The sequence below is a fragment of the uncultured Fibrobacter sp. genome (assembly GCF_937877005.1).
GTDB lineage: Bacteria > Fibrobacterota > Fibrobacteria > Fibrobacterales > Fibrobacteraceae > Fibrobacter.
The window spans coordinates 1-10,488 of the sequence record NZ_CALEFV010000025.1 but is presented as its reverse complement, the minus strand read 5'-3'; the positions used below and the strand labels follow the sequence as shown (position 1 = coordinate 10,488).

Annotated in this window: 11 protein-coding genes and 1 pseudogene; 8 read left to right on the top strand and 4 right to left on the bottom strand. The window is 53.4% G+C overall.

The genetic code is table 11. The features are described from left to right. The coding region (locus Q0628_RS01475) for an O-acetylhomoserine aminocarboxypropyltransferase/cysteine synthase family protein (protein WP_298767806.1) at positions 1–861 on the top strand (861 nt) is incomplete at its 5' end. Positions 862–970: 109 nt separating this feature from the next. Beyond that, positions 971–3,664 (top strand): leucine--tRNA ligase, encoded by a 2,694-nt coding sequence (gene leuS, locus Q0628_RS01470; protein ID WP_298767805.1) that lies wholly within the window; start codon positions 971–973, stop codon positions 3,662–3,664. A gap of 82 nt (positions 3,665–3,746) precedes the next feature. Here the strand turns inward: leuS and Q0628_RS01465 are convergent, their stop codons facing one another. Next, positions 3,747–3,899, bottom strand: coding sequence for a hypothetical protein (locus Q0628_RS01465; RefSeq protein ID WP_298767804.1), 153 nt, complete (start codon positions 3,897–3,899; stop codon positions 3,747–3,749). Positions 3,900–4,052: 153 nt separating this feature from the next. On the opposite strand from Q0628_RS01465, the gene Q0628_RS01460 reads away from it, so the two are divergent. Beyond that, entirely contained in the window at positions 4,053–5,048 is a 996-nt protein-coding gene (locus Q0628_RS01460) for a bile acid:sodium symporter family protein (protein ID WP_298767803.1), read from the top strand. Here the strand turns inward: Q0628_RS01460 and Q0628_RS01455 are convergent. The 3 genes from Q0628_RS01455 to Q0628_RS01445 form a co-directional block, all read right to left on the bottom strand. Next, entirely contained in the window at positions 5,045–7,213 is a 2,169-nt protein-coding gene (locus Q0628_RS01455; RefSeq protein ID WP_298767802.1) for an HD domain-containing phosphohydrolase, read from the bottom strand. The genes Q0628_RS01460 and Q0628_RS01455 overlap by 4 nt on opposite strands. A 121-nt stretch (positions 7,214–7,334) precedes the next feature. After that, complete coding sequence (locus Q0628_RS01450; RefSeq protein WP_298767801.1) at positions 7,335–7,556, bottom strand: DUF167 domain-containing protein; 222 nt, start codon at positions 7,554–7,556, stop codon at positions 7,335–7,337. 3 nt (positions 7,557–7,559) lie between these two features. After that, on the bottom strand, positions 7,560–8,075 hold the full coding sequence (locus tag Q0628_RS01445; protein WP_298767800.1) for a DivIVA domain-containing protein: 516 nt from the start codon (positions 8,073–8,075) through the stop codon (positions 7,560–7,562). Positions 8,076–8,228: 153 nt separating this feature from the next. Here Q0628_RS01445 and Q0628_RS01440 point away from each other — a divergent pair, with 153 nt between their 5' ends. The 5 genes and pseudogenes from Q0628_RS01440 to Q0628_RS01420 all read left to right on the top strand — a co-directional run. Then, positions 8,229–9,317: a GGDEF domain-containing protein gene (locus tag Q0628_RS01440; RefSeq protein ID WP_298767799.1), complete on the top strand. Its 1,089-nt coding sequence runs from the start codon at positions 8,229–8,231 to the stop codon at positions 9,315–9,317. A 160-nt stretch (positions 9,318–9,477) separates the two neighbouring features. Then, positions 9,478–9,633 carry a 50S ribosomal protein L34 gene (gene rpmH, locus Q0628_RS01435; RefSeq protein ID WP_072979488.1) on the top strand — a complete coding sequence of 52 codons (156 nt, stop codon included), beginning with the start codon at positions 9,478–9,480 and terminating at the stop codon, positions 9,631–9,633. Between the two features lie 2 nt (positions 9,634–9,635). After that, positions 9,636–9,995, top strand: a complete 360-nt coding sequence (locus tag Q0628_RS01430; RefSeq protein ID WP_298767798.1) for a ribonuclease P protein component — start codon at positions 9,636–9,638, stop codon at positions 9,993–9,995. Then, entirely contained in the window at positions 9,973–10,227 is a 255-nt protein-coding gene (yidD, locus tag Q0628_RS01425) for a membrane protein insertion efficiency factor YidD (protein ID WP_366979009.1), read from the top strand. Before Q0628_RS01430 ends, yidD begins: the two co-directional genes overlap by 23 nt. Further along, positions 10,227–10,488 (top strand): annotated as a pseudogene (locus tag Q0628_RS01420) (hypothetical protein); the annotation flags it as partial. The gene yidD and the pseudogene Q0628_RS01420, both read left to right, overlap by 1 nt.

Sequence of the window (10,488 nt, the reverse complement as noted above, 5' to 3'; positions counted from 1 at the left end):
GCCTTCCGCCCGAACACCAAGTGCTTCTTTGGCGAGACGGTTGCAAACCCGGCCGGCAAGATTCTGGACCTCAAGCGCTTCGCGGACATCGCCCACAAGCACGGCGTGCCGATGATTGTGGACAACACGTTCCCGACTCCGATTCTCTGCCGCCCGATTGATTTCGGCGTGGACATCGTGACGCATTCCACCACCAAGTACATGGACGGTCACGCGATGGCCGTGGGTGGCTGCATCGTGGATAGCGGCAACTTTGACTGGGAAGCCCATCACGACAAGTTCAAGGGTCTCACCGAACCGGACCCGAGCTACCACGGTCTTGCTTACACGAAGGCTTTCGGCAAGGGCGCCTTCATCACGAAGGCTACGGCCCAGCTCATGCGCGACCTCGGCAGCATCCAGGCTCCGCAGAATGCGTTCCTCCTGAACGTTGGCCTTGAAACGCTTCACCTGCGCATGCCGCGCCACTGCGAGAACGCTCTCGCCTGCGCGAAGTTCCTGCAGAACCACCCAAAGGTGGCCTGGGTCGATTACGCGGGCCTCGAGGGCAACAAGTACCATGAACTTGCCCAGAAGCAGTTCAAGGGTGGCCTCCCGTGCGGCGTCTTGACATTCGGTATCAAGGGTGGCCGCGAAAAGAGCATCCAGTTCATGGACAACCTCAAGATGATCTGCATCGTGACCCACGTGGCCGACGCCCGCAGCTGCGTGCTGCACCCGGCAAGCCACACGCACCGCCAGCTCAGCGACGAACAGCTCATCGAAGCAGGCGTTGCTCCGGACCTGATCCGCTTCAGCGTCGGTATCGAAAATGTCGAAGACATCATCGCGGACCTCACGCAGGCTCTTGATAAAGTGTAAATCATTGTTGATTGAAAGGACTTGAAAGCGGACCTTCGGGTTCGCTTTTTTTGTGGAGTCGCGTGAAAATTCCTAAATTTATGCCCGAAAAAAATTAAGGACATAAATCATGGCTAAGTACAATCCGCAAGAGATCGAAACCAAGTGGCAGGCCTACTGGGAAGAACATCAGACTTTCAAGACGGGCACCGATAAGTCCAAACCCAAGTATTACTGCCTGGACATGTTCCCGTACCCAAGTGGCGCAGGCCTCCATGTGGGCCACCCCGAAGGTTACACCGCCACCGACATCATCTGCCGCTACAAGCGCAGCCGCGGTTTCAATGTGCTCCACCCGATGGGTTGGGACGCTTTCGGCCTCCCCGCTGAACAGTACGCTATTCAGACCGGTACGCATCCGGCCATTACCACCAAGAAGAACTGCGACAATTTCCGCCGCCAGATCAAGCGCCTTGGCTTAAGCTACGACTGGAACAAGGAAGTCAACACCACCGACCCGAAGTATTACAAGTGGACGCAGTGGATTTTCAAGCGCCTTTACGGCACCTGGTTCGATGAAGACCAGCAGAAGGGCCGCCCCATCGAAGAACTCCCGATTCCTGCCGATGTCGAAGCCAAGGGCAAGGAAGAAGTCCGCAAGTACAAGGATTCCAAGCGCCTCGCTTACTACGCCGACGCTCAGGTGTGGTGGTGCAAGCACTGCAAGATTGTTTGCGCAAACGAAGAAGTTCTGAATGACGGCTCTCACGAAAAGTGTGGCACCAAGGAAGTGGAACGCCGTAACCTCAAGCAGTGGCTCATGCGCATCCCGCTGTATGGCGACCGCCTGCTGAAGGGCCTCGACAAGCTCGACTGGCCGCAGGGCGTGAAGGACATGCAGAAGAACTGGATCGGCAAGAGCTACGGTGCCGAAGTGGATTTTGCGATTGCCGACGCTAACGGCAAGCCGACCGAAAAGAAGCTCCGCGTGTACACCACCCGTTGCGATACGTTGTTCGGAGCCACCTACATGGTCGTCGCTCCGGAACACGCGATGGTGCCGGAACTCACGACCGCCGAACAGAAGGCTGCCGTGGAAGAATACGTGCACGCCGCCGCATTGAAGAGCGACCTCGACCGTACGGAACTCGCCAAGGAAAAGACCGGCGTGTTCACCGGTAGCTACGCCGTGAACCCGCTCACCGGCACGAAGATTCCGGTGTGGGTCGCCGACTACGTTCTGACTGGCTACGGCACCGGCGCCATCATGGCCGTGCCCGCCCACGATACCCGCGACTTCGATTTCGCGAAGAAGTTTAACCTGCCCGTCATCTGCATCATGGAACCGGATGCAAGCTGCCCCGAGGACGTTCGCCCGAAGGTTCTCGCCGGCGAAGCCTGCTGGGCTGCCGACGGCACCTACATCAACAGCCAGAACGACACGCTTTGCCTGAACGGCCTCAACAAGAAGCAGGGCATCGCGAAGGTCATCGAATGGCTCGAAGCGAACAAGATTGGCAAGGCCACCGTGAACTACAAGCTCCGCGACTGGCTCTTCAGCCGCCAGCGTTACTGGGGCGAACCGTTCCCGATTATCCACTGGGAAGATGGCGAAATCTCTACCGTCGATGATTCCGAACTTCCGGTGCTGTTGCCGGAACTCAAGGACTACAAGCCGGGTGACGGCGGACAGTCCCCGCTCGCAAATGCCACCGAATGGCTTCAGGTGACCGACAAGAACGGCCGCAAGGGTATCCGTGAAACGAACACCATGCCGCAGTGGGCAGGTTCCTGCTGGTATTACCTCCGCTACATCGACGCCTGCAACGGCGACGCATTTGTGGCAAAGGAACTTGAAAAGTACTGGATGCCTGTGGACCTCTACGTGGGCGGTGCCGAACACGCCGTGCTCCACTTGCTCTACAGCCGCTTCTGGCACAAGGTCTTGTTCGACCTCGGCCTCGTCTCTACCGACGAACCGTTCCAGAAACTCTTCAACCAGGGCATGATTCTTGCCTTCGCTTACGAAGACGCCGCTGGCTCCAAGGTCCCGACTGACGAAGTCGAAGAGAAGAACGGCAAGTTATTCAAGAAGGGCACCGACATCGAGCTCAAGCAGATCGTGGCGAAGATGAGTAAGTCTTTGAAGAACGTCGTGAACCCCGATGACGTGGTGCGTGACTACGGTGCCGACAGCCTTCGTTTGTACGAAATGTTCATGGGTCCGCTGGACGCCGTGAAGCCGTGGCAGACCAAGGGCATCGAAGGCATGAACCGCTTCCTCGGCCGCGCCTGGCGTTCTGTCGTGGGCGACAGCGATGAGGCCCCCGTGTTCGTTGACGAAACCGCACCGGAAGCTATCGAAAAGGTGATGCACCAGACCGTCATCAAGGTGACAAGCGACATCGAAAACATGAGCTTCAACACCGCGATTAGCCAGCTGATGATCTTCAACAACGAAATGATGAAGATGGACAAGCGCTACCGCGAACCGTGCGAAACCTTCGTGAAGTTGCTGCACCCGTTTGCCCCGCACATCGCCGAAGAAATGTGGAGCATCCTCGGCCACAACGAATCGCTCACGAATGTCGCCTGGCCGGAAGCCGACCACTCCAAGGCCGTGGAAAACACCGTGGAAGTCGTGTTCCAGGTGAACGGCAAGGTCCGTGCCAAGGCCTCTGTCGCCAAGGACATGGACAAGGCCGCATTGGAAAAGCTCGCCATGGACAACGACCGCGTGAAGGAATTTACCAAGGGTATGACTGTCGTCAAGTCGATTGTTGTGCCGGGTAAACTGGTCAACATCGTGGTTAAACAGGCGTGATTAGCGACGTCATTGCGAGGGGCGAAGCCCCGAAGCAATCCAAAACGTTTCAGACCGTAGCCTAACCGCTACGGTCTTTTTTTCACCCTCCGCAAAACATAAGCGAAACCACAATCCCCACGAAAATGAGTATTGGCAGCACTTTCAACAGCAAGGTAATGGCGCAGGCATCCACTGCGTCACCAGCCCCGAAAAGGGCCAATATGCCAAGCACGATAAGGAAAGTAACCAGCATAGAACCTCGCTGGTTCAAATATACATAGGATAAAGTGTCATAATGTGACATACTTTACCTTCTTGCAAAAAAAACGACTTTCGAAAACTACTATCGGATTGTTTTTTGTCAGGCAGACTGGCCGCTAGCTGCCCCTATTCCTATATTTGTGTCATGTTTAAGGTAATCAAGGCATTTTGCCGTCTGCTTTCGAACTACGCTTCACCCTTTGTCATCGCAAGCGCAATTGTCGCATTCTTCGTTCCGGTTGCTTTCGGCTGGGTTCACGGGAATGTATCTTCCGTCATTCTCGGCGTCATCATGTTGAGTATGGGCCTTACCATCTCCATGGACGACGTGCGGAATCTGCTGAAGCAGCCTTTCCACATTCTGCTGGGCGCCGTGGCGCAATACACGATCATGCCCTTTGTGGCTTTCGGGCTTACGAAGGTGTTCGGGCTGGACCCCTACCTTGCCGTGGGCATCATTCTGGTGGGGTGCTGTCCGGGCGGTGTTTCCAGCAATGTCATGAGTTTCTTGGCCCGTGGCGATGTCACGTATTCCGTGAGCATGACCATGGTCAGCACCCTCCTTGCGCCTATCATGACTCCGCTTTTGGTGCTGTGGCTTGCCGACACCAGTATCGACGTGAATGCGAAGGGTATGTTCCTGAACATTCTGTATGTGACAATCGCGCCCATTACCATCGGGTTCCTCTGCAACTACTTCTTGGGCAAGCGCGCCGTGTTCAAGGAAATCCAGTCCAACATGCCTGCCGTGAGCGTCATAGGCCTGATGCTCATTGTGGGCGGTGTGGTGGTGACGGTGCGTCCGCAGTTGTTGACCAACGGCTTTTCGCTAATTTTCCTGGTGCTTGCGGTGGTGTTCTGCCACAATGCGCTAGGCTATGTGCTGGGCTACGGCGTAGGTAGGCTTTTCAAGTTCAATACCGCCAAGAAGCGGACCATCGCTATCGAGGTGGGCGTGCAGAACGCCGGCATGGCTACGGTCCTTGCCATGGCCTTCTTTGCCAATCCCGAAAATGTGGCGGCCAACCCCAAAGCGGTGCTTTGCATGGTGCCTTGTGCCTTGAGCTGTGCCTACCATTCTATCAGTGGAACGGTGCTGGCCAACATTTTCGCCTGGCGCGACAAGAAAAAGTCGAATTAGCTGTTGCCTGTCGATTCTTCTGTCGGCGGAGTAGTTGTCAGCTTGGTCCGTTCGTTATATAGTTTTTCTGCGATGTGCGTAAAGGCTTCGACTACGATTGGATCGAAGTGCTTGCCGGCGCCTTCCAGAATGATGGACATTGCCTTTTCGTAGGTGAAAGGCTTCTTGTACACGCGTTCGGCCACCAATGCGTCGAATACGTCTGCCACGGCCATAATTCGTGCCGAAAGCGGAATGTCTTCACCTTTGATTCTTTCCGGATAGCCAGTCCCATCCCATTTCTCGTGATGGTAGTGGGCCATTTCGATTGATTCCTTGAGGTAACCCGCATCAATAGTGTCGCCGGCGTCTTCGACCATCTTTGTGAGAATCTTCCAACCCTCGGTTGTGTGACTCTTCATGATGGCGAATTCTTCATCGGTCAGTTTGCCAGGCTTGTTCAGAATCAGGTCGGACACGGCAATCTTGCCGATGTCATGCAATGGAGCGGCGCGCTTGAGCTTGTGGATGAACTCTTCGGTCATTTCGTTCGGGTACTTGCCTTCGTGCCGCAGCTGGTTCGCGATGGCCTCCACGTAGGATGCCGTCTTTTTGATATGGTTGCCCGTGCTCTTGTCGCGAGCTTCGACGACCTCGGCGAATTCCATGATGATGACTTCCTGCATGCGCTGGATTCGTTCGTTCTGGTCCCTGATTTGCTTGATGTACTCGTAGGTGTCGGTAGCCATGGAAAGCAGGGCTTCATAAAGATGCTCGATTTCGTCAAGGGTCGTTATATTCAGGCTTGCGATGCGATTGACGCTGGCCTTGAGGTTATCGAGGCTCACCTGTTCGTCATCGGACATGCTGATGATTGTTGTCGCAGCGGAGAACTTCATGGCTGCCATCGACATCTTGTTCACGGGAATCACGATTCCGCGTTTAACGAGTTCGATGACTATACTCATGATGATGATGGATAGGCCGAAGAATAGCGACAGCAGCTTGATGAAGAATATGGATTCGTCGGTGATGATACGTTCCATGGATATGTCGGCAGCCACATAGGCGATGGTCTTTCCTGCCGCATTCTTGATGGGCTTGTATACCGTGAGAAGCCATCCGTAGGAATCGTCTGAAATAATGGGTTCAATTTCTCCGCCATTGAACAGCGTGGGAAGGTAAGGTTCGAACGACGGGTCGAACGGGATGATGTCTCCGGGCTTGCTTCCTTCGGGATCGATGTCGAATACGACGTGACAACCGTCCTTCAAGATTTTATATACATACAGGTAGGTTGTCTGGGGAAAGCTTTCCTTGATGACGGAAAGAATTTTTTCGACTTCGTCATAATCTTCGGCGTTGTGGCCGTTTGCAATGTAGTCTTCGATTTTTTCGGGGTTGACTGCATGCGATGCGGCGTTTGTCACGCCTCGTGCAATTTCGGTAAAGTTGCGTACGGAATTGCTACGATACAGGAAAAAGCCGATACAGCAGGCGAGTGCTCCGAGCAGGACTTCGGCGCCAATCACCATGATGACAACTTTGCGAAGCAGGGAATGCTTGACAATCTTGTGCTTGTCGTTGCTATTGTTGTCGCGAAGTAGCAGCTTGTTGAGGTAATTCTTGTAGGGACGCGATATAAAACGGAAAATGAGTACTGCCAGGATGACGACGGTTGCCTTGTCGAAAACATCGATGATAATGTCGGACATCAACTGCGATGTAAACTTGCTGAATCCGAAAACGTTGTTGAATGCGACGGCGAATGGTGCCGAGATGCCTTCGCCGAAACTGAACCCGTACAGGAAGTAGGTGAATATGGAACCGATTCCTCCGCCAATGAGGGCGAAAGTGAAAATGACGACGAACAGTCTAGGAATGTTCTTGAAAAAGTGGTTGTGATAGAAGAAGGTGGCCATTGCGGCAATGAGGATGCTTATGACTCCATAGTACATGGTAATGGGGTCTGAAATCCCGTTGATGGCGTTGGATGTGAAACCTACGATGACGGCAGGGAGGTTTCCGCCGAGCATGGCGACGAGGATCGTTCCGAGGCAGTCGAGGAACAGGGGAATTTCGCACTTGATGGCGAACTGCGCGGGAATGATGTTAAGCAGGATGCCGACTATAATTAGAAACAGAATGCTCCGCAGATTGGAACTTTTCTCTAGAAATTCTTTCATACGCCAAATATCCCTTTTCCTTCGATATTCCCTCTATTCTGCTGACTAAAATAAATAAAAAAAGGCCCTCGTTGTATGGGGGCTATTCATGGGATGGTCCGTTTTTAGGGGGATTTTGCCTCTAGACGCTTATCTCGACGATTTTCTTGTTGTTGGTTGCACCGGAAACGACGGATACGTCGCGTTTGTGAACTCCGAAGTGCTGTGCGAGGATCTCGCATACGGCCTGGTTGGCGGCTCCCTCGACGGGGGGGGCCTTGACCTCGACCTTGTAGCTCCCGTCTGGCTGGGGGGTGACGCCTTCGCGCTTGCTCCTGGCGTGAACCTTGACGTTGATTCTCATGGGCTAGGCGAGAACGTTGCCTGTGGGGGCGTTGATGCCCGGACGGCGTAGCTCTTCCTGGAGTTTCTGGTCGTTTTCCATGGCGGCGAGCAGGTCTTCCTGCCCCTTGATGAGGGCGCGGCAGCGGATGAAGTAGTTTGTACGAAGCTGACGGAGCTGTTCGATTTCCATGCGGAGTTCTTCGGCTTCTTTCTTGGTTGATTCCACTTCGCGTACGGCCCTTGCCTTGGCCTCGGCAACGATGATCTCGGCTTCCTTCTCGGCGGAGGCTTTGACCTCGTCCACGGAACGCTGCATGGTCACTACGGCATCCTGAATGGTCTTTTCGATCTGGCGGTAATAGTTTACGCGTTCTTCGGCCACCTTGAGCCTTTCGGTAAGGTCGGTCTTTTCCCTGGACATCTGTTCGAAGGCGCTTGCTGCCGTTTCCAAAAATGCCTTGACCTCTTCGGAATCGATCCCGCCGAAGTTTTTCTTGTGGAAAGTCTGCTTTCGGATATCCAGTGGTGTGAGTTCCATGCTAAACCTACAAAATGAGTGAAAACCGCCATTAGGCTGGTTTAAAATATAACAACTTGCATTAAGGTTGATTCTTAAACGAAAAAAATAAGTTTAAAAATGTCACAAAGGATCTTTTGGAGATCAATTTAGCTATATTGTAAAAATACGGTTATGGTGAAATTTTTAAAGAGATTCTGGCAGAACCAGGATACCCTGGAGCGAAAGCTTTTTTGGTCCATATTGGTCGTGGTGACGATCGTGGCCTCTTTTTCTGCTGCGTTCACCATAGCGGAAGAAATCAGTTTTGCTGCATCGCTCTGCAGTGTCGGTTGCGCGCTGACCTGTATTGCCGTGGCCTTTATTGCCGTAAGGACATCCTTGTACAATCAGTGCTACCTGGTCATGTGCTGCATGCTCAGCTGCTTTCTGCTCCCGCTGCTGTTCTTGTTCTGCGGCGGCGTCACTAGTGGCATGCCCCTTTATTGCATTACCTCTCTTGCGTTGATTTCCTTTGCCATGCGCGGTCGCGCAAAGCTGATTGCCTTTTTAATATCCATTGGTATTCAGGTTATCGTGGCGACGCTAGCCTGGGCGCGTCCCGAACTTGTCATCGCCGAACTGGACAGGGATTCTTCGTACCTGGACTTTATAGTGACCATGGTTCTCACGGGAATAACGCTATTTGTGGTGGGTTCCGTTTCGCTTTATGCCTATAACCACGAGCGCGAGAACAGCGCTAAACTGGTGGCGAGGCTCGACTATCTTTCGATGCGCGATCCCCTGACGGGGCTATATAACCGTCGGCATGTCCTGAGCTATCTTGGATCTTCCGTATGGCTGCGCCGCAACGACTTTTACCTTGCGATGTTGGATCTGGATCGGTTCAAGGGCATCAATAGCATTTATGGAAACGATGTGGGGGACGAGATTATCTGCGCTATTGGCAAGATGCTGCAGCGCTATGAGGACGAGTCCTCGGGCGAGTGTGTGGCTCGTTTCGGCTGTGAAAAGTTCATCTATATCATCAACGCGTCATCCGAGGTGGAGGCCTATGCCAAGGTGGAGTCCTTCCGCAAGGCGGTGATGCAGTGCCAGTTCGAGAAATACCCTCAGATTTCCGTGACTGTGAGCGGTGGTTTTCTGCCCTGCGGCTTGCGTAGCCTGCGTGACGTAAAACAGTTGCTCACGAAGGTCGACGAACTCCTGGTTGCTGCCAAGAACGAGGGCCGCAACCAGATCCGCAACATGATTGACAACTAGATGATTGTTGATAGATTGTTGATATATTGAAACGATTGCTGGGGAAAGGCAAAAAAGTACGCTAAAAGTTGCTCCTAATCAACCTTAACCCCTTGATTTATCTAGGTTTTTTTCTAATTTTGAGTTCCAAAAAATTTGACTTTTAATAAAGGTTACTACAATGAAAAGAACATTCCAGCCTCATAATCGTAAGCGCGCCAACAAGCATGGTTTCCGTGCCCGCATGGAAGACCGTTGGGGTCGTGCTGTTCTGAGCCGCCGTCGCGCCAAGGGTCGCAAGCGCCTGACCGTGAGCGACACCATCTACAAGAAGTAGGATTGGCGACACTCCGCTCCTATAGGCTGCCCAACCAGCCAGCTTATCGGCAAGTAGCCGTCCATGGGAAGTTCGTCCGCACACCGTCTTTTACGATGCGTTGGATAGAAAGCCCGGACGGTTTTTGTCGTTTTTGCTTTTTGGCTAAAAAAAAGAACGGTAACGCTGTTTACCGCAACAAGTGCCGTAGGATTCTGCGGCCCCTGTTTTTTGAAAGGGTCCCCCATATTCAAAAGCCCGTGTGGGCCATGATCATTGTGAGCGACAATTCCGAGGTGATGTCCTCGGAGCGCATGCGTGAATCGGCCCTTAAGATATTCAGGAAGATGGAGTGGACCGATGGCTTGGACGCGCAAGGTTAGCGAGGTCATGCGGACGGTGCTTGTCGCACCAATCCGGTTGTACCAGTTGATCCACCCGTATTTTTTTCACGGAGTCTGTAGGTTTACCCCGACCTGCTCGCAGTATGCAATCGAGGCGATCAGAGTCCACGGAGTGCTCAAAGGTTTCTATCTTGCTGTTTTTAGAATTTTAAGGTGCAACCCGTTTTGCAAGGGCGGCTATGACCCGGTCCCGCCCAAAAAGGAAAAGTGATGAATAAGAATACTATCGTCGGATCGATCCTTATCGGCGCCATCATGATTTGGTGGTTCATGTCGACCAGCGCGAACAACGAGGCTGCGGCCAGGGCCGAACAGGCGAAAAAGGCCGCCGAGAAGGCTGCCGCCGCCCAGGTGGTCGATTCTTCCGAGGCCCCGTCTGCAAACGGACTGCTGCTTCCGGGTTCCACGGCCGAAGTCAAGGCCGCCCCGGTTCTCGGTGCCGCAGGCGAAGCCTCTACCGATAGCGCAAACG

Coding starts and splice junctions, on each gene's coding strand:
- leuS (WP_298767805.1), top strand. CDS start 971: ATGGCTAAGTACAATCCGCAAGAGATCGAAACCAAGTGGCAGGCCTAC.
- Q0628_RS01465 (WP_298767804.1), bottom strand. CDS start 3,899: ATGCTGGTTACTTTCCTTATCGTGCTTGGCATATTGGCCCTTTTCGGG.
- Q0628_RS01460 (WP_298767803.1), top strand. CDS start 4,053: ATGTTTAAGGTAATCAAGGCATTTTGCCGTCTGCTTTCGAACTACGCT.
- Q0628_RS01455 (WP_298767802.1), bottom strand. CDS start 7,213: ATGAAAGAATTTCTAGAGAAAAGTTCCAATCTGCGGAGCATTCTGTTT.
- Q0628_RS01450 (WP_298767801.1), bottom strand. CDS start 7,556: ATGAGAATCAACGTCAAGGTTCACGCCAGGAGCAAGCGCGAAGGCGTC.
- Q0628_RS01445 (WP_298767800.1), bottom strand. CDS start 8,075: ATGGAACTCACACCACTGGATATCCGAAAGCAGACTTTCCACAAGAAA.
- Q0628_RS01440 (WP_298767799.1), top strand. CDS start 8,229: ATGGTGAAATTTTTAAAGAGATTCTGGCAGAACCAGGATACCCTGGAG.
- rpmH (WP_072979488.1), top strand. CDS start 9,478: ATGAAAAGAACATTCCAGCCTCATAATCGTAAGCGCGCCAACAAGCAT.
- yidD (WP_366979009.1), top strand. CDS start 9,973: ATGGCTTGGACGCGCAAGGTTAGCGAGGTCATGCGGACGGTGCTTGTC.